This is a genomic window from Aeromicrobium sp. (assembly GCF_014378035.1).
Lineage (GTDB): Bacteria > Actinomycetota > Actinomycetes > Propionibacteriales > Nocardioidaceae > Aeromicrobium.
In genome coordinates, this window is record NZ_JACMOM010000353.1 from 1 (window position 1) to 21,286 (window position 21,286).

Genomic DNA, 21,286 nt, shown 5'->3' on the forward strand with positions numbered 1-21,286 from the left:
CATGATGCAAGCATATGACACGTTGCGGGACGCAACCAGACAGAGGAGGCGCGGAACGCAACCAGACAGAGGAGGCGCGGAACGCAACCAGACAGAGGAGGCGCGGAACGCAACCAGACAGAGGAGGCGCGGAACGCAACCAGACAGGCGGGTAGCCCTGACGCACTACGCTGGCCATGTGGATCTGAATGACGTGAGGGCCGCCCGCGTGCTGCTCGAGGAGGTCACCGAGGTGACGCCGATGGCGCACTCGCGATGGCTCAGCTCGATGACCTCGACGCAGGTGTATCTCAAGGCCGAGAACCTTCAGCGCACCGGTTCGTTCAAGATCCGTGGAGCGTACGTCCGCATCTTCCGGCTGTCTGAGGAGGAGCGGGCCCGGGGCGTGGTGGCGGCTAGCGCCGGTAACCATGCGCAAGGGGTCGCGCTGGCGGCGTCGCTGCTCGGCATCAAGGCCACGATCTTCATGCCGGTCGGGGCGGCACTTCCCAAGGTTGCGGCGACTCAGGGCTACGGCGCTGACATCCAGTTCCACGGCACCGGCGTCACCGAGGCTCTGGTGCCCGCCCGAGAGTTCGCCGAGCGCACGGGTGCCGTGCTGATCCACCCCTTCGACCACGAGGACATCATCGCCGGACAGGGCACCGCGGGCCTGGAGATTCTCGAGCAGTGCCCCGACGTCAAGACCATCCTGGTGCCGCTCGGCGGTGGAGGGCTCACGGCCGGGATCGCGCTCCTGCGCACGGAGCGTCCCGACCTGCGCATCATCGGAGTCCAGGCCGAGGACGCCGCGGCCTACCCCTCGTCGCTCGCCCAGGGCCACCCGGTCTCAAGCGTCATGGGGCCGACGATGGCCGACGGCATCGCTGTGGCGCAGCCGGGCGACATCCCCTTCGAGATCCTTGCGTCACTCCTCGACGAGGTCATCACCGTCAGTGAGGGCTCGATGAGCCGAGCTCTCATCTCCCTGCTCGAACGAGCCAAGCTGCTGGTCGAGCCGGCTGGCGCCGCCGGGGTCGCCGCGATCCTCGAGCGGCCCCATGCGTTCGAAGGACCGGTCGTCGCAGTGCTCTCGGGCGGCAACATCGACGCCCTCGTGCTGCTCGACGTCATCCGGCAGGGACTCGCCGCGGCGGGCCGGTTCCTGATGTTCCGCTGCCGCATCTCCGACCGGCCAGGCGCACTCATGGGGCTGCTGACCGACCTCGCCGAGATGCAGGTCAACGTTCTCAACGTCAACCACGACCGGGCGTCGGACTCCCTTGGCGTGCGCCAGGTCGACGTCGACATGCAGGTCGCCACCCGTGGCAACCAGCACAAGGCCGAGGTCAGGAACCGTCTCGTCGAGCTCGGCTACCACCTGGTCTGAGCCGCTGAGGCGCTGAGCCGTCAGAATGGCTTGGAGCTGATGACCTTGAGCGAGATCGTGGCGCCGTTGGGTGCTTCGTACGACGCCGTGTCGCCGTTCTTCTTGCCGATGATGGCCTCGCCGAGAGGTGAGGTGGGTGAGTAGACGTCGATCTCAACGCTCGAGTCCATGCTGAGCAGCTCGCGGGAGCCGAGCAGGAACGTCTCGGTGTCCTTCTCGCCGGTGAACTGGATCGTGACGATCATGCCGGTCTCGACGATACCGTCGTCGGAGGCCTTCTCACCGACCTCGGCACGGCGAACCATGTCCTCGAGCTGGCGGATGCGGGCTTCGGTCTTGCCCTGCTCCTCGCGGGCGGCGTGATAGCCGCCGTTCTCCTTGAGGTCGCCCTCGTCGCGCGCGGCGGCGATCTTGGCGGTGATGTCAGGACGCACGTCGTCGCGCAGGTGGTCGAGCTCCTCCTGCAGGCGGTCGTACGCCTCCTGGGTCACCCAGATGGTGTCGGTATCTATCGGCTGAGTCATGTGAGCGCTCCTGACGTGCTTCACCCCGGGCAACTGCCCGGGGCGATCTTTCACATTAGCACTCAATCACGGGGGGCACACGTTCTCAGGACACCGGTGACGGCCCTGCGCTCGGTCTGGACGTCGATCGTGATGCGCATCTTCTCGGACGCCGACGCCGGCACGTCGACGGTCTTCTCGCCGACGATCGCATGGTTCTCGGCCTGGGCGTAGACGGTGCACTGGACGGCGAGCGGATCGGGACGGATGACATCGAGCTTGATGGTCACCCGGTGGTCATCGACGATGTCGTAAGCCCACAGTCGGCTGGTCACGGGCTTGTCCTGGAAGCCGACCCAGGCAGCGAAGGCGATGCCCACGACGATGCCGACCGACGCGATCGCCGGCCAGAACCACGTGGGTCGGCGACGGGTTCCGTAGCGCGTGCTGAGGTCGGTCACCCTCCCATTCTCTCAGGGGTGCAGAAAAGGGAACACCCCGACAGCGACCGCTGTTGCCGCAGTGCGAGGATTTTCCTCACACCTTCGAAGGAGAACCGTGGCCGAACAACTTCGCCTGATGCATGTGCACGCTCACCCCGACGACGAGTCGAGCAAGGGCGCGGCGTCGACGGCGAAGTACGTCGCCGAGGGCGTCGACGTCCATGTGGTCACCTGCACCGGCGGCGAGCGGGGCAGCATCCTCAACCCCGGCTTCGAGCACCCCGGCATCACCGACAACCCCGGGCTCATCTCCGAGATCCGGCGCGAGGAGATGGATCGTGCCCGCGAGATCCTCGGCATCACGCAGGACTGGCTCGGCTTCGTCGACTCCGGCTGGCCCGAGGGCGACCCCAAGCCCCCGCTCCCGGACGGCTGCTTCGCGCTGGTGCCGACCGAGGAGGCCGCCGAGCCGCTCGTCCGCCTGATCCGGTCGTTCAAGCCACAGGTCCTGACGACGTACGACGAGAACGGCGGATATCCGCACCCCGACCACATCAAGTGCCACGAGATCAGCCTGCACGCCTTCGAGGCGGCGGCCGACCCGGAACGTTATCCCGAGGCAGGCGAGCCTTGGCAGGTCTCGAAGCTGTACTACCAGCTGAGCTGGACCTATGTGCGCATGAAGGCCATCGACGACGAGATGACCAAGCATGGTCTCGACAATCCGTTCGCGGAGCGGTTGGAGAAATGGGAGCGCAAGCCTGAGGACGAGGCACGCCTCACCACCCGTGTCGAGTGCGCCGAGTACTTCCCCGTGCGCGATGCCGCACTGCTCGCCCACGCCACGCAGATCGACCCCAACGGCTTCTGGTTCTCCATCCCGCACCAGGTCCAGGCTGAAGCCTGGCCCACCGAGGACTACCAGCTCGTCGAGTCCACGGTCGAGACGAGCATTCCCGAGGATGACCTCTTCGCGGGACTGCGCGACACCAGCCCGCACAGCGACGAGCCCAGCGTCGTGGGGCGCTGATCCAACGGTGAACGTCACCGTCATCATCGCCTTCACCGCCAACGCGCTCGTCGCGCTGGCCAAGACGGCGGCCGCGCTGCTGACAGGATCGGCGTCGATGGTGGCCGAGGCTGCACACTCGTGGGCCGACACCGGCAACGAGGTGTTCCTCCTCGTCGCCGACAGGCGATCCAAGCGTGCCCCCGACCAGTCGCACCCGCTCGGCTACGGACGCGAGGCCTACGTGTGGTCGATGTTCGCCGCCCTCGGCCTGTTCGTCGCCGGTGCGGCGGTATCGATCACGCACGGCATCCAGCAGCTCGTGCACCCGGGCGAGGCATCCAACTTCGGGGTGGCCTACGCCGTGCTGGCGCTGGCCTTCGTGCTGGAGGGTGTCTCGTTCTTGCAGGCCTTCCGCCAGGTCGGCCGCGAAGCCGAGGCGGTCGATCGCGACCTCCTCGAGCACGCCTTGCACACGTCCGACCCCACGCTTCGGGCGGTGTTCGCCGAGGACGCGGCGGCACTGATCGGGCTGGCCATCGCCGGCACGGGCGTGCTGCTGCACGAGATCACGGGTTCGTCAGTGCCCGACGCTGTCGGCTCGATCCTGGTGGGAGTGCTGCTCGCAGTCGTGGCGGCGGTCTTGGTCGACCGCAACCGGCGGTTCCTGGTGGGGATGCAGGCCCCCGCCGGCATCCTCGCCGCCGCTCGCGGACGACTCTCCGCGATGCCGGGGGTCTCAAGCGTCGGCTACCTCCACATGGAGTTCGTCGGCCCCCATCGTGTCTACCTGGTTGCCAGCGTCGACCTCATCGGAGACGACGTCGAGTCGACCGTCGCCGATCGCTTGCGGGCACTGGAGGACGAGCTGGAGTCCGAGGATGTCATCGTCGAGGCGGTGCTGACGGTGTCGCGCCCCGGTCAGCCCCCCGACTCCCACCTCACCTGACCCACCCCCATGCCCACGATGTGGCGTGCGAGATACGTGCTGTTCGAATTGTGCAGCGATTTTCAGCTCAAATCGCACCAATATCGGAGACGGGGGCGCTCGGCCTCGTTCTCCGCGGGAACGACTAGAATAGAAGAATGAACTCGTTCGCCCTGGCCGCCACTGTCGCGATGCGCACGACACCGCTCGATCCCAACGACGTCAAGCCCGGTTGGGTCGCCCTCGGCATCGTGGTGCTGCTGATCATCGCCACCGCGTTCCTGTGCGTCTCGTTCCTGCGCCACTCGAAGAAGGCCATGCGGCCGTGGGACGGCGAGGACACGCCCGCCGACAAGTCCGCCGCTGCGCAACGTCGCACCAAGGGCTGACCCAGCCCTCCGGCAGGTTCCGCCGTGGTGCCTAGGCTGATGGCATGTCGAACCGCCTTGCCCGGGCCACCAGCCCCTACCTGCAGCAGCACGCTGACAACCCCGTCGACTGGTGGGAGTGGAGCGAGGACGCCCTCGCCGAGGCGCGAGCCCTCGACCGACCAATCCTGCTGAGCATCGGGTACGCAGCCTGCCACTGGTGCCATGTCATGGCCCATGAGTCGTTCGAGGACGAGGCGACGGCCACCTTCATGAACGAGCACTTCGTCAACATCAAGGTCGACCGCGAGGAGCGTCCCGACCTCGACGCGGTCTACATGCGGGCCACGATGGCCATGACGGGCCACGGTGGCTGGCCCATGACGTGCGTCCTGACCCCGGCGGGTGAGCCGTTCTTCGCCGGCACCTACTTCCCGCCCGAGCCGCGGCAGGGCAGCCCGGCGTTCACCCAGGTGCTGCAGGCCCTCGCGGAGGCCTGGTCCGACCGACGCGAGGAGATCATGACGGTCGCCGACGACGTGCTCTCGCACCTGTCCGAGACGATCGAACCCCTCGGTGGTGCCTTGGGCGCCGACGAGCTCGGCCTCGCGGTCGACATCCTCGCCAAGCAGTACGACTCCGAGGCCGGGGGATTCGGCGCGAGCCCCAAGTTTCCACCGTCGATGGTCCTGGAGTTTCTGCTTCGGCACGCCGCACGCACGGGGTCGGAGCAGGCGATCGACATGGTGACGGCGACGTGCGAGGCCATGGCCCGCGGCGGCATGTACGACCAGCTCGGCGGAGGCTTCGCGCGCTACAGCGTCGACAGGTTCTGGCGGGTGCCGCACTTCGAGAAGATGCTCTACGACAACGCACTGCTGCTGCGTGTCTACGTCCACTGGTGGCGCCAGACCGGGTCGCCACTGGCCGAGCGGGTGGCGCGTGAGACAGGACGATTCCTTCTCGATGAGCTGCGCACGCCCGAGGGTGGGTTCGCGTCGGCGCTCGACGCGGACAGTGAGGGCCACGAGGGCACGTTCTACGTCTTCAACCCCAACCAGCTCATGCGCGTGCTCGGCAGCGCCGACGGAGCCTGGGCGGCGCAGCTCCTCGGGGTGACGGGCCCGGGCACGTTCGAACGAGGCTTCTCGACGCTGCAGCTGCTCGTCGACCCCGAAGACGAGCAACGGTGGGAGTCGGTGCGCTCGCGGCTGTTGACGGCGCGGGCCCAACGCACACGCCCTGCTCGCGACGACAAGGTCGTCGCGACGTGGAACGGCCTCGCGATCACCGCGCTGGTGGAGGCGGGGGTGCTGCTCGATGAGCCTGACTTCTGCTCGGCGGCCGTGGAGGCGGCTCGGCTGCTCGTCGACGTGCACCTCACCGGATCCGATGTCGCAGGCGGAATGGTCCGCACGTCGCGCGACGGCGTCGCCGGGCAGAACAGTGCCGTGCTCGAGGACCACGGAGCCGTGGCAGAGGCGTTTCTCGCGGTGCTCGGGCTGACCGGCGACGCGAGGTGGCTCGACCGGGCCCGCGGGCTGCTCGACCGAGTCGTCGACCACTACACAGACCCGGCCGGCGGATTCTTCGACACCGACGACGACGCCGAGACGCTCATCGTCCGCCCGAAGGATGCCTCCGACAACGCCTACCCGTCGGGCACGTCGGCGGCTGTGGCCGCATTGATCGCCTTCGCGGCAGTGACCGGCGAGCACCGCTACCGTGCGGCTGCCGAGTCCGGCATCGCGTCGGGGTCGTCGGTCGCCACGCAGGTGCCACGGTTCGCCGGATGGACGCTCGCCGCGGCTGAGGCGGTGCTGGCAGGACCTCTGGAGGTCGCGGTGGTGGGCCCGGCCGACGAGCGCTCCGACCTTCACCGGGCCGCCTTGGCGCTCACCTCGCCGGGGGCGGTCGTGGTGGCCGGTGAAGTGGGCCTTGAGATTGCGCTGTTCGAGCAGCGTGAGCTCGTCGACGGACGGGTCACGGCCTACGTCTGCGAAAGCTTCGTGTGCCGGCGTCCCGTCACCACGGTGGGGGAGCTGACAGCGTCGGTCAGTGGTTCAGGACCGGCGTGAGCGCCAGTCGCGACGGGTCAGCGCTGCTGGTAGGCCAGCATGCTGACGCCGATGTAGTGCACGATGAACGCCGCGATCGTGAAGGCGTGGAACACCTCGTGGAACCCGAAGTACTTCGGTGACGGGTCGGGCCACTTGAAGCCGTAGACCAGAGCACCGATCGAGTAGAGACCGCCGCCGGTGACCAGCAGCACCAGCACCGGGGTGGAGGAGTTGTCGACAAATTCGGGGAAGTAGATGACGGCGGCCCAGCCGAGCATGAGGTAGAGCGGGACGTAGAGCCAGCGCGGCGCCCCGATCCAGAACACCTTGAACAGGACACCCAGGACCGCGCCGCCCCACACCACCGACAGCATGATGATGGCGTGTCTCTTGCTGAGCAGGAGAATCGAGAACGGGGTGTACGAGCCGGCGATCAGCACGAAGATGTTGGCATGGTCGATGCGCTTCCAGACCTTCTTCGCCGGTTCCGACCACCGACCCGTGTGGTAGAGCGCGCTGGTGCCGAACAGCAGCAGTGAGCTCACCATGAAGACCGCCGCACCGATGCGCACAGGGGTGTCGTCGGCGAGGACGAGCATCACGACGAAAGAGAAGAAAGCGAGCGGCGCCGTGGCAGCGTGCAGCCACCCCCGCAGCTTCGGCTTGATCTCGTCAACGGTGTCGCGCAGGCGCTCTCCGGCCTCCTGCACGAGGCCGTCGGTGTCTCGATCATCCATACGATTACATTAGCCGCATGGGAGTCAGTGACCTCGCGTACGGCGTGTATGAGCGGCGGCTCGCCAGACGCCTCCGCCCCGATCGTCTGCCTCACCACGTCGGGGCGATCGTGGATGGCAATCGTCGCTGGGCCAAGGGCGCCGGTGCGCGGTTCGAGGACGGCTATCAGGCCGGGGCCGACAAGATCTCGGAGTTCGCCGACTGGTGCGACTCGCTCGGCGTGGAGATCGTCACGCTGTGGCTGCTCTCGACCGACAACCTGCAGCGCGACCCGGCCGAGCTCGACAGCATCCTGGCGGCCGTCGAGGCGCTCATGGAGCGGCTCGCGGAGGAGGGTCGGTGGCCCATCTCGGTGATCGGCAACCTCGACATGCTGCCAGCTGAGTCGGCGGCGCGGATGAAGCACCTGGCCGACTCGACGTCGGGGGTTGGTGGCATGCGGGTCAACATCTGTGTTGGTTACGGCGGTCGTCAGGAGCTCACCGATGCCATGCGTTCGTTGCTGCTTGACGAGGCGACCAAGGGGCGTTCGCTCGGCGACGTCGCCGCGACGCTCGAGGTCGATGACATCGCCGAGCACCTCTACACGAAGGGTCAGCCCGATCCGGATTTGCTGATCCGTACCTCCGGCGAGCAGCGGCTGTCGGGCTTCCTGCTCTGGCAGAGTGTCCACTCGGAGTTCTACTTCAGCGACGCGCTGTGGCCGGCGTTCCGCCGCGTCGATTTCTTGCGGGCGATGCGCTCGTACGCCGCACGCGAACGCCGCTTCGGGCAGTAGCAGCGACAAGCTCCCACGCACTGCGGAGTGGGGTGCGGGCTTGCCGTCCTCCGGTTTTCCGCACCCACGGTCCGCCCTTGAAGCAGATGCCCACCACCCCGTTGTTCATCTGGTGGTGATTATTGGCCGGGCGTGTCGTCCCGAATTCGATGAAGCGCGGTCGTACTTTCAAGGGGTGATGACGCTCGCCCCTGAGCCCCGATTCCCTTCCCACGAGTAGGGCCGGCGCAGGGCGCGCGCAGGCTCGTTGAGGAGACAGCTGTGGTTGCTACACCGCGCACACCGAAGACGAGCACCAATCGCCGTACCTACGTCCTGGACACGAGTGTCCTGCTGGCAGATCCGCAGGCGATCAATCGATTCCACGAGCATGAGGTGGTCATACCTGTCGTCGTGATCTCCGAGCTGGAGGGAAAGCGGCACGACCCCGAGCTCGGCTACTTCGCCCGGAGCGCGCTTCGCTTCCTCGACGACCTGCGTGTGCAGCACGGCATGCTCGACGTTCCCCTGCCGATCGGCGCGGAGGGCGGGTCCGTCCGTGTTGAGCTCAACCACACCGACTCCTCGTCGCTCCCGTCCGGGTTCAGGCTCGGCGACAACGACACCCGCATCCTGTCGGTGGCTCGCAACCTCGCCGATGAAGGCCTCGACGTCACGATCGTGTCGAAAGATCTTCCGATGCGCGTCAAGGCTTCGGCGGTCGGCCTCGTCGCCGAGGAGTACCGCGCCGAGCTGGCGCAGGAGTCCGGCTGGACCGGGATGACCGAGCTCGAGGTCGAGAGCTTCGACCTCGACGCGCTGTACGAGACGGGCTCCTTCGACCTCCCGGAGGCGCGCGACCTGCCGTGCCACACCGGCATGGTGCTGATCTCTGACAAGGGCAGCGGGCTTGGCCGGGTCACCCCCGACAAGCAGGTGCAGCTCGTGCGGGGCGACCGTGAGGCGTTCGGCATCCACGGCCGGTCCGCCGAGCAGAGGGTCGCTCTCGACCTCCTGCTCGATCCCGAGATCGGCATCGTCTCGCTCGGTGGCCGGGCGGGCACCGGCAAGTCCGCGCTCGCTCTCTGTGCCGGCCTCGAGGCGACGATGGAGCGCGGCCAGCACAAGAAGGTCGTGATCTTCCGCCCGCTCTACGCCGTGGGAGGCCAGGAGCTGGGCTACCTCCCGGGCAGCGAGTCCGAGAAGATGGGTCCGTGGGGGCAGGCGGTCTTCGACACCCTGGGCGCCGTGGCGTCACCGGCGGTCATCGAGGAGATCCTCGACCGCGGCATGCTCGAGGTCCTGCCGCTGACGCACATCCGTGGACGCTCGCTGCACGACTCCTTCGTCATCGTCGACGAGGCCCAGTCGCTCGAGCGCAACGTCCTGCTGACGGTGCTCTCGCGCATCGGTTCCAACTCCAAGGTGGTTCTGACCCACGACGTCGCCCAGCGCGACAACCTGCGGGTCGGACGACACGACGGAGTGGTCGCGGTGGTCGAGAAGCTCAAGGGTCACCCGCTGTTCGCTCACGTCACGCTCACCCGCTCGGAGCGGTCGGCGGTTGCCGCGCTGGTGACCGAGATGCTCGAGGACGTCACCCTGTGATGTGAGTCAACTCCTGTGACAGATGGGGCCTTTCCCGGCAAGTTCTCCAGAGCCGCCGAGAAGGGCCCCTCTCTGTGGCAAAGTTGCTCCCGTGAGTGCACGTGGGAGGGGCTTCGCTGGAGCGGCGGCGGTGGCGCTCTCATGGTGTGTCTTGACAGCCTGCGGATCGGCCGGCGCCCGATCCGCATCAGTCCTCGACTGGTACGTCGGACCCGACCGGGCCGATGCGGCGGCGCTGGCCAGGGCCTGCACCGAGGCGAGCAACGGTGACTACAGCATCCGCATCAGGCGGCTGCCGGTCGACGTCCACGACCGTCACACGACGCTGGTGCGCCGGCTGGCAGCCAAGGACACCTCGATCGACATCCTGAGCCTCGATTCTGCGTTCACCGCCGAGTTCTCCGCCGCACGGTTCCTCGCCCCGGTGCCCGAGAACCTCGTGCCGGTGTTCGGCAAGGATGTCTTCCCCGCCGCGCTGGCGGCGGCGACGTACGACGGTCAGCTCGCGGTCGCGCCGTGGTGGTTCGACCCGCAGCTGCTCTGGTATCGCGGCAACGTGGCCGAGCGGGCCGGGCTCGACACGACCAAGCCGATCAGCTGGGAAGGCTTGATCGCCGGTGCCGAACGGCTCGGTGTCACCGTGCAGATCGACGACCGCGACGGCAGCGGGCTGGCCCAGTGGGTCAGTGCGTTGGTGGCCGGCAGTGGGAGTGCGCTGGTCGACGGCACCGGCCGAAAGGCCAAGGTCGGTCTCGACTCCGATGCCGGGCGGGCGGCAGCATCCGTTGTCGAGCTCTACCGCAAGTCGCGACTCGGACCCGGGCCGTCGACCGAGGCCCTGAAGAACTTTGCCGCCCCCGACGGCGGCTTCCTGCTCGCCCCGAGCTCGGTCGTCACCGACCCACAGCTTGCCGCCGTGGCGGCCGACATGGGCTGGACGGCGTACCCAACCGTGGGCCTCACGAGCGTCGCGCCCCTGGCGGGTGTCGGGCTTGCCGTCCCGCTGTACGCGCCGCGGTCCACGCAGTCCTACAAGGCGATCAGCTGCCTGACGTCGCCGACGTCGCTGGCGTCGATCATGGCCGATGTCGGCCACAGTGCGAGCAAGCTGACGACCTACGCCGACCCGGCCGTCACGTCGTCCTACCCCATGGCCGCCGTCACGAAGAAGGCTGTGCAGACTGGAAGGGCGGTGCCGGTCACTCCGTACTGGAACCTGGTGCAGGACGCGATCGACGAGACCTGGACTCCCTCGGCCGACGTGGCGCCCGACCAGACGCCACAGACGTCGCAGTCCGCCGTGCGTGCTGCGCTCGAGGGGCGGCTCCCGTGAGGGGGTGGCGCTGGCTCGCGCCGGCCATCGCGGTGCTGCTCGTCGTGACGGTCTGGCCGATCGGTCGCGCAGTCTGGACCTCGCTGTCGTCGTACTCGCTGACGAGCCCGGACGATCGCGCGTTCATCGGCGTCGACAACTACACCGACGTGCTGACCAGCCGCACGTGGTGGGCGGCGATCGCGGTGACCCTGGTCATCGTCGTGGTGGCCACGGTGGTGCAGCTGCTGCTCGGGCTGGCCTTCGCCGGAGCCCTGCGCGCGGCCACCGCTCTCTGGCCCGTCACCCGAGTGCTGGTGCTTTTGCCGTTCGGGCTGCTCGCCATCGTGTCCGCAGTCGTCTGGCGCGACGCGGTGACGACCGGGTTCGCGGCGGCATGGTTCCGACTCGACGCCGGTTCGTTCGGGTCGCTCGTCGGGGTGACGGTGGGAGAGGTGTGGCGTGGTACCGGCATCGTCACGGTGATCTTGCTGGCCGGTCTCACCCGCGTGCCCAGGTCGCTCCTCGCGTCGGCAGTCGCCGATGGCGCAACCGGGTGGCAGCTTCTGAACCGGGTCGTGCTCCCCGCGATGGGCCCCGCCATCGCCGTCGCGGCAATCTATCGGGCGCTTGACGCCTTCCGGATCCTCGAGGGACCGCTCCTGGTCGACGAAGCCGGAGCGACCATCCGCACCGCACCGCTGCTGGTGTGGACCACCGACTTCTCAGCATTCGAGCTCGGCCTCGGGGCAGCCATGTCGGTCGTCCTGCTGGTGGTCGCCGGTCTGCTCGGCGCGCTGTTCGTGCCGCTCCTGCGGATCAGGAGGGTCGTGTGATTCCTTCCGTACGCTCGCGAATCGTCGCCTCGGCCACCGCGTTCGCCCTGGGCTTCGCGCTCGCCAACTACGGCGTCTTCATGATCAGCGGGCCCGACCAGCTGCTCTGGGTCGTCGCGGCGGTCGTCCTCATGCTCACCGGAGCGCTCGGTATCGTGTTTGCCGACACCGGCCGTGCAGTCTCGGTCTGGTCGATCCTCGGGGTGGAGGTGTTCGCCATCTTCACCCTCCTGCCGTTGCTCTGGACGTTCACCATCGCCGTCGCCCCCGCCGGGTTGGCTCCTCGGGCAGTGCTGCCGGAAGGGGTCTCGTGGAGCGCCTTCGACGGTGCGCTGCACTCCGGCATCCTGCGCCACGCCGCCGCCACCTCGGTGCTGGTCGCCGGCCTCGCGACCGTCGTCTCCATGCTTCTGGCCATCGCCGCGGCGTACGCCCTCGTACGACTCCCCGTCCGGGGCAGACGTCTTGCCTACGGCCTCGTCGTCGCGGCGCTCCTGCTGCCCCTCGTCGCTCTCGCCGGTCCGCTCGCCGACCAGTTGATGTCCTTCGGAGTCTCCGACTCCCGCCTGGCACTCGTGCCTCCGATGCTGCTGATCACGCTCCCGCTCGCGATCTGGTTGTGCGTCACCGTGATGCGTGACGTGCCTTGGTCGCTGCACGAATCGGTTCGGGCCGACGGTGCCAGTCGGAGCCAGGTCGTGCGACGCTTCGTCGTGCCTCACATCGGGCCGGGCGTCCTCGTCGTCACGCTGCTGGTGTTCGTGGTCGGGTGCAGCGACTTCGTCCTCGGCGCGGCACTCGCGGCCGGCGACGCGTCGCGGCCCCTGCCGGCAACCCTGCTGCTCGCGACGAGCCGGGTCGACAGCTCCAGCTCCGCGGTCGCTGCGGCGGGCCTGCTCTGGTTCCTGCCCGTGCTCGCCCTGCTGCTCGTGTTCCCTCGCCGCATCACCCAACTCCTCGGAAGGTCTGCCCGATGACCTCGATCGAAGTTCGCCACCTCACCAAGTCAGGTCCGGCCACGGCAGGCCCGGGCGGTCGCCCGCTCCTCGACGACATCAGCCTCGCGGTTCCGTCCGGGTCGACGCTGGCCATCACGGGCCCCGCCGGCGCCGGCAAGAGCCTCCTGCTGAGGGTCATGGTCGGTCTTGACGAGCAGACCGACGGCGACATCCTGATCGACGATGTGGTGGTCAACAGGGTCGACGCCCGCGGTCGTGACCTCGCCATGGTGTTCGCGGACCACGCACTGCACCCGCAGCTCGACGTCTTCGACAACCTTGCGTTCGCGGCCACGCTCCGCCGTGGCTACGACCGGGCGGCGCTGTCCGAGCGTGTCCACGAGGTGGCCGACTTCCTGGCGTTGTCGGACCTGCTCGACGTCAAACCGTCCAAGCTCGACGACGCGCAGCGCCAGCGGGTTGCGCTCGGACGATCGCTGGTCCGCGATGCCCACGCCTACCTGTTCGACGCCCCCTTCTCACAGCAGCCCGAACGGAGTCGCACGCACGTGCGCTCGGTGACCACCCAGTGGCAGCAGGAGAACGAGCGGACATCGATCTTCACGACCTCCCACGTCGAGGAGGCGCTGACGCTGGCCGATCGGGTCGCGGTGATGCACCAGGGATTCATCCACCAGGTCGGCACACCACGTGAGCTCTACGACGCGCCCGCCAACATGTTCGTCGCCGGCTACCTGGGCTCGCCCCCGATGAACCTCGTCCCGGCATTCCTGGCGGGCCAGCAGCTGGTCACGCCGCTGACCACGATGCTCCTCGACGACACGCTCCGGCAGCGCATCGGCGACCGGCAGGTCGTCGTCCTCGGCATCCGGCCCGAGCACTGCTACGACGCCTCGGGGCCCGGGGGTGAGGCGGTGCGTGATCGCGTCGAGTTCACGACCCGCATCGACGATGTGGAGTGGCGCGGCAGCAGCCAGTTCGCCTACCTCGGCTACGACATCGCGCCCGAGGTCGAGGTCCTGCTCGACGAGGTCGAGGAGCTGCTGGAGTTCGACCTGTTCCAGAACTTTCTGGTGGCCGAGCTGGCGGCCGCGAGCACGATGCGCCCCGGGATGTCGATCAGGGTGGTCATCCCGCGCGACAAGGTGCACGTGTTCGACCCCGAGACGGGCGAGAACCTCACGCTTCCGTGACAGATCAGCTCACCCGCGGCCAACGGCTGATCGCCGTTGCTCTCGCATCGGCGGCCGGTGCCGCGTACGCCGCCCTGGCGCTGTTGCGGTTCCGGCGCTTCACCCTCTCGTCGTACGACAATGCGATCTTCGAGCAGGCGGTCAAGGGCTACGCACGCCCCGGGGCGCCGACGGTGGACATCAAGGGTCCGAGGTTCAACATCCTCGGCGACCACTTCTCGCCGATCGATGCCCTGATCGCGCCGTTCTACCGGCTGTTCCCGTCCGCCGAGACGATCTTGCTGGCGCAGGTCGTGCTGATCGCCATCTCGGTGGCGGTGGTCGCGGCCCTCGCGATGCGGCACCTCGGCACCCTGACGGGGGCGGCAACGGGAGTCGCGTATGGGCTCTCGTTCGGACTCCAGTCGGCGGTCGAGTCAGAGTTCCACGAGGTGGCGTTCGCGGTGCCCCTGCTGGCGCTGGCCGGAGCGGCGTATGTCGACCGACGCTTCGGCGTGGTGGTGGCGTGGTCGCTCCCACTCCTGCTCGTCAAGGAGGACCTCGGCCTGACCGTGGCCCTGATCGGCGCCGTGCTGTGGCTGGCGGGGGAGCGACGCCGTGGCGCGGTGCTCGCCGCCGCCGGCTTGGCGGTCATGGCCCTCGTCCTCCTCGTCGTCATCCCGTCGCTCAGTCCGGATGGCTCCTACGCCTACACCGGCACGCTCGGCGGCGACCGGGGAGTGCTGGCGACCCTCCTGGACAGCTCGTGGCGCAAGGCCGCGACTGTCGCACTGACCGTGGGCGTCACCGGCCTGGCCGCGATCGCCTCGCCCTGGGTGCTGCTCGCGCTCCCGACCTTGGCGTGGCGGTTCGCGGGTGACAACCCCTACTACTGGGGCACGGAGTGGCACTACTCCCTGCTGCTCATGCCCATCGTCTTCGTCGCCATGATCGACTCGATGAGCCGGTGGCCGCGGCTGCGCTGGGCCGTGGTCGTTGCCGTCGTGGTCACAGCCTTCACCCTGGTCAACTCACCACTCTCGACACTTCTGGATGCCGAGACGTATGACGAAGCACCGCGTGCGGCCGCCGCTCGAGAGGTGATCGGCTTGGTTCCCGAGGGGGCCGGTGTGGAGTCCGACATCGGCCTCATGGGACATCTCGTGACCGACCACACCGTCTACTGGTTGGGCTCCGTCGGCTCGGCGCGCCCGAGCTACGTGCTGTTCGACGTGGGGTCGGGCATCGGGTCGCCCGCCGACGTCGTGGCCTACGCCGAGAAGCAGCACGGCGGGACGTACGAGCTGCTCTACGACAACGACGGCTACGTCCTCGCCCGCCGCCGCTGACGAGACCAGGTCGCGGGGTGGGTCAGGGATGCGTCATGGACATGACGTCGAGCGCCTTGTCCAGGTCGGCCTCGGAGATGTCGCCCCGCTCGACGAAGCCGAGCTCGATGACGACCTGACGGATCGTCTTCTTCTCCTTCACTGACTGCTTGGCGACCTTGGACGCGCTCTCGTAGCCGATGAAGCGGTTGAGCGGTGTGGCCACCGACGGCGACGACTCGGCCAGGAACAGGCACCGCTCCTCGTCGGCGGTGATGCCGTCGATGCAGCGGTCGGCCAGCACGCGCGACACGTTGCCGAGCAGGCGCATCGACTCGAGCAGGTTGCGGCCGATGACCGGCAGCATGACATTGAGCTCGAACGCACCGGAGGCCCCGGCAGTCGCGATCGTCGCATCGTTGCCGATGACCTGGGCGGCCACCATGAGCGCGGCCTCGGGCAGGACCGGGTTGACCTTGCCCGGCATGATGCTCGAGCCGGGCTGGAGGTCGGGCAGGTGGATCTCACCGAGACCCGTGCGCGGTCCTGAGCCCATCCACCGGAGGTCGTTGCAGATCTTCGTCAGGCTCACAGCGATGGTGCGCAGCTGGCCGGACATCTCGACGAGACCGTCACGGGCGCCCTGCGCCCCGAAGTGGTCGACCGCCTCGGTGACGGGAAGACCCGTGCCCGCCGCGAGGATCTCGATGACGCGCTGCGGGAAGCCGGCAGGAGTGTTGATGCCGGTGCCGACGGCGGTGCCGCCCAGCGGGACCTCAGCCGTCCGCGGCAGCGATGCCTGGACCCTCTCGATGCCGCGGCGGATCTGCATGGCGTAGCCGCCGAACTCCTGGCCGAGGGTGACCGGAGTTGCGTCCATGAGGTGTGTGCGGCCCGACTTGACGACGCTGGCGAACTCGGCGGCCTTGGACTCCAGTGACGCCGCGAGGTGGTCGAGCGAGGGGATGAGCTCGAGGGTCGCGGAGGCGGTTGCGGCGACGTGGATCGAGGTCGGGAAGACGTCGTTGGACGACTGGCTCGCGTTGACGTGGTCGTTGGGGTGCACGTCGCTGCCCAGGATGCGGGTGGCGAGGGTGGCGACCACCTCGTTCATGTTCATGTTGCTCGAGGTGCCCGAACCGGTCTGGAAGACGTCGATCGGGAACTGCGCATCGTGCGCGCCGGTAGCGACGTCGTCGGCAGCAGCGACGATGGCGTCGGCCATGTCCCTCTCGATGATGCCCAGCTCGGCGTTGGCCTTGGCACAAGCCGCCTTGATCTGCGCCAGGGCGCGGATCTGCGCGGGCTCGATCGGGGTTCCGGAGATGGGAAAGTTCTCAACGGCGCGCTGTGTCTGTGCTCGCCACAATGCGTTGACGGGGACGCGGATCTCACCCATGGTGTCGTGCTCGATGCGGTATTCGGTCATGCCACGAACGATAGCGAGCACCGTCCTACCATGAGGTGTGCCCCTGCCGACCTCGCTCGATCCGCTGTCCCTGACGGGCACGTGGGAGCTGGCCCGGGTCATCGACGACCACCTCGCGGACGAGGTGAGTCGGGTCGAGGGCTCGACCGGACTGACGGTCGAGGACGACGGCCGAATCCGCTGGGTCGAAAACGGCACGCTGTCCCGGCGAGGCGTCGAGCTGCCGGTCAGCAGGGTGCTGTTCCTCCAGCGGCGTGGGGAGCGTGGCTGGTTCGTGACGTTCGAGGACGGTCGCGACTTCCACCCGTGGCAGCCGGGGCACGCGGTCGAGCATCGCTGTGCGCCCGACCACTACGTCGGACTCGTCGAGGCCGCGGACGGCGGGGCGTGGAGGGTCACCTGGCGCGTGACCGGGCCGCGGAAGGACTACACGATGACGAGCACGCTCAGGCGGGGTAGATAGACACCCCGCTGGCCTTGACCGAAAGATGCACGTGGGTGCCGGGCACGAGATCCAGCCCCGCGACGGCGGCGAGGGTCACGTCCGCGCTGAGGTGGTCGGTGCGGATCCGCATCTGCTCGCCGCGAGGTTCCAGCTCGCGGACCGTGGCGGCGAAGACGTTGCGAGGGCTGCCGGCCGGCGGCTTGGGGAACACACCGACCGAGCTCGGGCTGAACACCGCGACGGCCGAACGCCCGTCGGTGACTGGATCGTCCGACAAGCCCGAGACTGTGGCGCCCTCCGCCGTGCGAACCGCGCCGCCGACGGCCGTGCCCCGCACCAGATTCAGCCCGGCGATGCTCGCTCCGAACCGGCTGCGGGGTCGCGCCAGCACCTCGGCGGTGGGCCCGGCCTCGACGAGGCGGCCGCCCTCCATCACCAGGACCCGGTCGGCGAGCAGCAGGGCGTCCAGCACGTCGTGCGTGACGATGATGGTGGTGCGCCTGGCCAGGACACGCTTGAGCAGCTGCCTCATCGCGGGCACGACGGTGATGTCCAGGGCGGCCATGGGCTCGTCGAGCAGCAGCAGATGTGGCTCGGCGGTGACCGCCCGGGCGACCGCGATGCGCTGGGCCTGGCCGCCGGAGATCTGGGCCGGCTTGCGATCGGCCAGCTCGAGCGCATCGACCTCCTGCAACCACGTGCGAGCGGTGGCGCGGGCGGCCCGACGCGACCAGCCCGTGCTGCGTGGACCGAAGGCGACGTTGTCGAGCACGGTCAGGTGCGGGAACAGGAGCGGGTCCTGAGCCAGCAGCGCGATGCCGCGGGCGTGGGGCGGCGCCCACGAGCCTGTGCCGTCCAGGTCGTACAGGCAGGTGCCGTCGAGGGTGGCAGAGCCGTGGTCGGGTCGCAGGACTCCGGCGACGGCAGCCAGCACCGACGACTTGCCGGCACCGTTCGGGCCGAGGATCGCGACCGTTTCGCCCCTCGCGACCTGCAGCGTGACGTCGACGTCACGATCGTCGAACGTCGCCCGGACGTCGAGGCCGATCGTGTCGACGTGCACATTCCCGGGAGTCACAGCGGTGTGCTCCGCGAGCCGCGGACGAGACCGATGACCAGGACAGCGACGACCACCAGCACGAGCGAGAGGGCCACGGCGGCATCGGGGTCGGTCTCGCGCTGCAGGTAGATCTCGAGCGGCAGCGTCCGGGTGACACCTTCGAGACTGCCGGCGAAGGTGATCGTGGCTCCGAACTCACCGAGGGCCCTGGCGAAGGACAGCACCGCACCGGCGGTCAGTCCGGGTAGCACGAGTGGCAGGGTGACGCGCCTCAGGACGGCCGTCGGCCGAGCGCCGAGGGTGGCCGCCACGACCTCATATCGCTCACCCGTCGTGCGCAGCGTGCCCTCGAGGCTCACCACCATGAAGGGGAGTGCGACGAACGTCTGGGCGATCACCACTGCCGTCGTGGAGAACGCGATCTGCAGGCCCAGCACGTCGAGCGTCTGGCCGAGCAGACCCTTGCGGCCGAACGTGTAGAGCAGGGCAATGCCGCCGACGACCGGCGGCAGGACGAGCGGCAGGAGGACGAACGAGCGAAGCAGCACCTGCCCGCGGAACGTGGTCCGGGCCAGCACGAGTGCCATCGGCACGCCGAGCACGACGCAGAGCAGGGTGCTCATGGCAGACGTCCGCAGGCTCAGCTTCAGGGCGGCGGTCGACGAGTCCGACGAGATCAACGTGAAGAACTGGCTCCACTCGACGCGGGACGCGATGGCCACGAGTGGGAGCACGATGAACAGTGCGCCCACGGCTGCCGGGGCAAACACCCATCGTGGGATACCGGAGTCTCGCAGCGGGGAGGCCATGTCAGGGCTTGGCGAACCCGGCCGCCTCCAGCACGGCCTGTCCTTCGGGGCCCGCGACATAGGCGGCGAATGCCTTGGCGACGGCCATGTTGTCGCTCCCCGACAGTGCGGCGATGGGGTAGGTGTTGACGGCCTTGGCCGCCTGGGGGAACTTCAGGCCGAGAACCTTCGGGCCAGCCGCCTGGACGTCGGTGGCGTAGACGAGGCCGGCATCGGCCTCGCCCGAGGTGACCTTGCCGAGCACGTCGGTGACGGACTGCTCCTCGCTGACCGGCTTGATGTCGATCCCGGAGGCTGCCTCGACCTTCTGCGCCGCGGCCCCGCACGGCACCTCGGGCGCGCACAGAACAACCTTCACGCCCGTTTTGGCGAGGCTGTCGAGCGACTCGATCCGGGCGGGATTGTCGGGCGGTGTGGCGATCTCGAGAGTGTTCTTCGCAAAATCCACCGGTGTGCCCTTGACGAGATCCTCACCGGTGGCCTTGTCCATGTTCTTGGTGTCGGCGGACGCGAACACGTCTGCTGGCGCGCCCTGCTGGATCTGGGTCACGAGGTCCGCCGAGCCGGCGAAGTTGAAGGTCACGGTCACACCGGGGTTGGCAGCCTCGAACTGCTTGCCGATCTCGGTGAAGGTGCCGGTCAGGGAGGCCGCAGCGAACACCGTGAGGGTTGTCCTCGTGGCCGGGGCAGATGTTGTTGCACCGCCGGAAGATGCGTCCGATCCGCAGGCGGCAGTCGTGCCGAGGAGAAGGGCGATCGCGGTGGTGGCGACGAGACGATTCATGGGGGTCCTTCACGACTCTCGATGATGACGTTGGTGGACTTGATGACCGCGACAGCAACGGACCCCGGTTCGAGGCCGAGCTCTGACACGGCTTCGCTGCTCATGAGCGAGACGACACGAAAAGGCCCGCACTGCATCTCGACCTGGGCCATCACGGTGTCGGCCTTGACGGCCGTCACGAGCCCGACGAAGCGGTTGCGTGCGGAGCTGGCCGACCCGGCGGCCCCGGGCACGGACCGTGCCTGCCCCTTGGCGAACTCCGCGAGCGCGCGCCCCTCGATCGCCATCCGGCCAGCCGCATCGGTGACCGACGGCAGCGAGCCGCCACTGATCCATCGGCGGACGGTGTCATCACTGACCCCGAGGAAACCCGCGGCATCAGAAACCCGCACGTGCGACATGTCAGAGACACTACGGCACGATGTGCGGCTTATCGCTTTAAGACCCCCCGCAGATACGGAAAAGATTGTCAGCGTGGGACTGCGCGCTCCGCGGTACGCACGATGGCGTCGATGTAGGTGTCGTAGAGCTGCACGGGAAGGTCGTGCGCCATGCCAGCGATCTCGAGGTGCTCGGCACCGGGGATGGCCCCGGCCGTGGCCCTGCCGCCGGAGCGGTGCACGAGGGGGTCGCTCAGCCCGTGGATCACCGTGACGGGAAGGTCGAGCCCGGCGAGGTCCTTGGTGCGGTCGGTCTGCGTCAGGACGGCCATCATGTGGCGGGCGACACCGCTGGCGGTCCATCCGCGGTCGTAGGTCTCGTAGGCGCGGGCGCGGGAGGCATCCTCGTCGGAGGGGAAGGCCGGGGAGCCGATGACCGCCGACGTCCGCAGCGACCTCTCGACATAGGAGTCGCGGGTGCGTCCGGCCGAGGCGAGCATCGCGGGGATGACCCGCGGGTGCTGGAACCCCACGGTCCGCCGTCCGGTCGACGACATGATCGACGTCATCGAGAGCGCTCGTTCGGGATGCGCGATCGCCATCGTCTGCACGATCATGCCGCCCATCGAGACCCCGGTGAGATGGGCCTGCTCGATGCCGAGGTGGTCGAGCAGCCCGAAGGCGTCGCCAGCCAGGTCGTCGAGGCTGTAGGGAGCTTTGCCGAGCCCGACGAAGGCGCGCACGACATCGGTCTTGCCGACCTTGTGCTGGCGCAGCTTGGTCGATCGTCCGGTGTCGCGGTTGTCGTAGCGGATCACGAGGTAGCCCCGCGATGCGAGGCGCTCACAGAACTCGCTGCTCCACCACCCCATGGGGCCTCCGAGGCCCATGACCAGCAGGACCGCCGGGTCGTCGGCCGTGCCGAATGTCTCGTAGCAGAGGTCGATGCCCGAGGGCAGGCTCGCGAACTGTTCGCCGGAGGTTGCCAT

The 21,286-nt window shown here is 68.4% G+C and carries 22 protein-coding genes; 13 read left to right on the top strand and 9 right to left on the bottom strand.

Features of this window, described 5'->3' with window-relative positions; all coding sequences use genetic code 11:
• Positions 1–178: 178 nt before the first annotated feature.
• Positions 179–1,369 carry a threonine ammonia-lyase gene (ilvA, locus tag H7290_RS18605; RefSeq protein WP_290515511.1) on the top strand — a complete coding sequence of 397 codons (1,191 nt, stop codon included), beginning with the start codon at positions 179–181 and terminating at the stop codon, positions 1,367–1,369.
• 20 nt (positions 1,370–1,389) lie between these two features.
• On the opposite strand, the gene greA is transcribed toward ilvA, so the two are convergent.
• Together greA and H7290_RS18615 are read right to left on the bottom strand one after the other, a co-directional pair.
• A complete protein-coding gene (gene greA / locus H7290_RS18610) occupies positions 1,390–1,893 on the bottom strand; it encodes a transcription elongation factor GreA (RefSeq protein WP_290515512.1) in 504 nt (167 codons plus the stop codon).
• Between the two features lie 62 nt (positions 1,894–1,955).
• On the bottom strand, positions 1,956–2,333 hold the full coding sequence (locus H7290_RS18615; RefSeq protein WP_290515513.1) for a DUF4307 domain-containing protein: 378 nt from the start codon (positions 2,331–2,333) through the stop codon (positions 1,956–1,958).
• A 97-nt stretch (positions 2,334–2,430) separates the two neighbouring features.
• On the opposite strand from H7290_RS18615, the gene mca reads away from it, so the two are divergent.
• The 4 genes from mca (at position 2,431) to H7290_RS18635 (ending at position 6,698) form a co-directional block, all read left to right on the top strand.
• Positions 2,431–3,345, top strand: a complete 915-nt coding sequence (gene mca, locus H7290_RS18620; RefSeq protein ID WP_290515514.1) for a mycothiol conjugate amidase Mca — start codon at positions 2,431–2,433, stop codon at positions 3,343–3,345.
• A gap of 7 nt (positions 3,346–3,352) precedes the next feature.
• The gene (locus tag H7290_RS18625) at positions 3,353–4,273 is read left to right on the top strand and encodes a cation diffusion facilitator family transporter (protein ID WP_290515515.1); all 921 of its coding nucleotides are present in this window, start codon (positions 3,353–3,355) and stop codon (positions 4,271–4,273) included.
• A gap of 137 nt (positions 4,274–4,410) precedes the next feature.
• Positions 4,411–4,641 (top strand): hypothetical protein, encoded by a 231-nt coding sequence (locus tag H7290_RS18630; RefSeq protein ID WP_290515516.1) that lies wholly within the window; start codon positions 4,411–4,413, stop codon positions 4,639–4,641.
• Between the two features lie 44 nt (positions 4,642–4,685).
• Positions 4,686–6,698 (top strand): thioredoxin domain-containing protein, encoded by a 2,013-nt coding sequence (locus tag H7290_RS18635; RefSeq protein ID WP_290515517.1) that lies wholly within the window; start codon positions 4,686–4,688, stop codon positions 6,696–6,698.
• A 17-nt stretch (positions 6,699–6,715) separates the two neighbouring features.
• Here H7290_RS18635 and H7290_RS18640 read toward each other — a convergent pair whose 3' ends face one another.
• On the bottom strand, positions 6,716–7,417 hold the full coding sequence (locus H7290_RS18640) for a hemolysin III family protein (protein WP_290515518.1): 702 nt from the start codon (positions 7,415–7,417) through the stop codon (positions 6,716–6,718).
• Between the two features lie 17 nt (positions 7,418–7,434).
• On the opposite strand from H7290_RS18640, the gene H7290_RS18645 reads away from it, so the two are divergent.
• The 7 genes from H7290_RS18645 to H7290_RS18675 all read left to right on the top strand — a co-directional run bounded on the left by H7290_RS18645 (position 7,435) and on the right by H7290_RS18675 (position 15,411).
• Positions 7,435–8,196 carry an isoprenyl transferase gene (locus H7290_RS18645; protein ID WP_290515519.1) on the top strand — a complete coding sequence of 254 codons (762 nt, stop codon included), beginning with the start codon at positions 7,435–7,437 and terminating at the stop codon, positions 8,194–8,196.
• A 261-nt stretch (positions 8,197–8,457) separates the two neighbouring features.
• Positions 8,458–9,783, top strand: a complete 1,326-nt coding sequence (locus H7290_RS18650; RefSeq protein ID WP_290515520.1) for a PhoH family protein — start codon at positions 8,458–8,460, stop codon at positions 9,781–9,783.
• Positions 9,784–9,874: 91 nt separating this feature from the next.
• The gene (locus H7290_RS18655) at positions 9,875–11,116 is read left to right on the top strand and encodes a hypothetical protein (RefSeq protein ID WP_290515521.1); all 1,242 of its coding nucleotides are present in this window, start codon (positions 9,875–9,877) and stop codon (positions 11,114–11,116) included.
• Positions 11,113–11,931 carry a carbohydrate ABC transporter permease gene (locus H7290_RS18660; protein WP_290515522.1) on the top strand — a complete coding sequence of 273 codons (819 nt, stop codon included), beginning with the start codon at positions 11,113–11,115 and terminating at the stop codon, positions 11,929–11,931. Before H7290_RS18655 ends, H7290_RS18660 begins: the two co-directional genes overlap by 4 nt.
• Positions 11,928–12,908 (top strand): ABC transporter permease subunit, encoded by a 981-nt coding sequence (locus H7290_RS18665; RefSeq protein WP_290515523.1) that lies wholly within the window; start codon positions 11,928–11,930, stop codon positions 12,906–12,908. The genes H7290_RS18660 and H7290_RS18665 overlap by 4 nt, the downstream gene beginning before the upstream one ends.
• Positions 12,905–14,083, top strand: coding sequence for an ABC transporter ATP-binding protein (locus H7290_RS18670; RefSeq protein WP_290515524.1), 1,179 nt, complete (start codon positions 12,905–12,907; stop codon positions 14,081–14,083). Before H7290_RS18665 ends, H7290_RS18670 begins: the two co-directional genes overlap by 4 nt.
• Positions 14,080–15,411, top strand: a complete 1,332-nt coding sequence (locus H7290_RS18675) for a DUF2079 domain-containing protein (RefSeq protein ID WP_290515525.1) — start codon at positions 14,080–14,082, stop codon at positions 15,409–15,411. Before H7290_RS18670 ends, H7290_RS18675 begins: the two co-directional genes overlap by 4 nt.
• Positions 15,412–15,433: 22 nt before the next feature.
• On the opposite strand, the gene H7290_RS18680 is transcribed toward H7290_RS18675, so the two are convergent.
• Complete coding sequence (locus H7290_RS18680; protein ID WP_290515526.1) at positions 15,434–16,819, bottom strand: aspartate ammonia-lyase; 1,386 nt, start codon at positions 16,817–16,819, stop codon at positions 15,434–15,436.
• Positions 16,820–16,856: 37 nt separating this feature from the next.
• Between H7290_RS18680 and H7290_RS18685 the strand changes: the two genes are divergently transcribed.
• Entirely contained in the window at positions 16,857–17,282 is a 426-nt protein-coding gene (locus H7290_RS18685) for a DUF6314 family protein (protein ID WP_290515527.1), read from the top strand.
• On the opposite strand, the gene H7290_RS18690 is transcribed toward H7290_RS18685, so the two are convergent.
• The 5 genes from H7290_RS18690 to H7290_RS18710 form a co-directional block, all read right to left on the bottom strand.
• Positions 17,266–18,342, bottom strand: coding sequence for a sulfate/molybdate ABC transporter ATP-binding protein (locus H7290_RS18690; RefSeq protein ID WP_290515528.1), 1,077 nt, complete (start codon positions 18,340–18,342; stop codon positions 17,266–17,268). The genes H7290_RS18685 and H7290_RS18690 overlap by 17 nt on opposite strands.
• On the bottom strand, positions 18,339–19,133 hold the full coding sequence (locus H7290_RS18695) for an ABC transporter permease (RefSeq protein ID WP_290515529.1): 795 nt from the start codon (positions 19,131–19,133) through the stop codon (positions 18,339–18,341). Before H7290_RS18695 ends, H7290_RS18690 begins: the two co-directional genes overlap by 4 nt.
• Before the next feature lies 1 nt (position 19,134).
• Entirely contained in the window at positions 19,135–19,917 is a 783-nt protein-coding gene (gene modA, locus H7290_RS18700; protein WP_290515530.1) for a molybdate ABC transporter substrate-binding protein, read from the bottom strand.
• On the bottom strand, positions 19,914–20,318 hold the full coding sequence (locus tag H7290_RS18705) for a TOBE domain-containing protein (protein WP_290515531.1): 405 nt from the start codon (positions 20,316–20,318) through the stop codon (positions 19,914–19,916). Before H7290_RS18705 ends, modA begins: the two co-directional genes overlap by 4 nt.
• Positions 20,319–20,386: 68 nt before the next feature.
• Positions 20,387–21,286 carry an alpha/beta fold hydrolase gene (locus tag H7290_RS18710; RefSeq protein WP_290515532.1) on the bottom strand — a complete coding sequence of 300 codons (900 nt, stop codon included), beginning with the start codon at positions 21,284–21,286 and terminating at the stop codon, positions 20,387–20,389.